The following is a 392-nucleotide window of genomic DNA, read 5'->3' as shown; positions in this document are numbered from 1 at the left end:
CAGCCTGACCCTGGCCAACGGCGAAAGCGCGACCTGCACGATCGTCAACGACGATCAGGCGGCGACGCTGACCTTGGTCAAGGTGGTATCCGGCGGTTCGGCAACGGCGACTGATTGGACACTCAGCGCGACTGGGCCGACCACCATCAGTGGTGCCGGTGGAGCGACGGGTGCTGTCGATGCTGGTACTTACGTGCTGGCTGAAGCAGGCGGTCCCGCCAACGTCACCTACACGGCTGGCACCTGGAGCTGCACTGGAGGAACGCTTTCGGGTAACGATCTGACGTTGGCTATCGGCGAGACGGCAACCTGTTCGATCACCAATACCTATGTTCCGCCGGCGGTGACGGTGAACAAGACGTCGACCCCGGCCGGTCCGGTCGCGGTGGGCG

The 392-nt window shown here is 64.3% G+C and carries 1 protein-coding gene; it reads left to right on the top strand.

All coding sequences use genetic code 11. The features are described 5' to 3' along the window. On the top strand, window positions 1–392 hold a 392-nt coding region (locus tag TX83_RS23395), incomplete at both ends, for a hypothetical protein (RefSeq protein ID WP_222423775.1).

It is taken from the genome of Lysobacter antibioticus HS124 (assembly GCF_000336385.2).
In the GTDB taxonomy this organism is placed as follows: Bacteria; Pseudomonadota; Gammaproteobacteria; order Xanthomonadales; family Xanthomonadaceae; genus Lysobacter; species Lysobacter firmicutimachus.
This window is presented reverse-complemented; position numbering and strand designations above follow the sequence as displayed.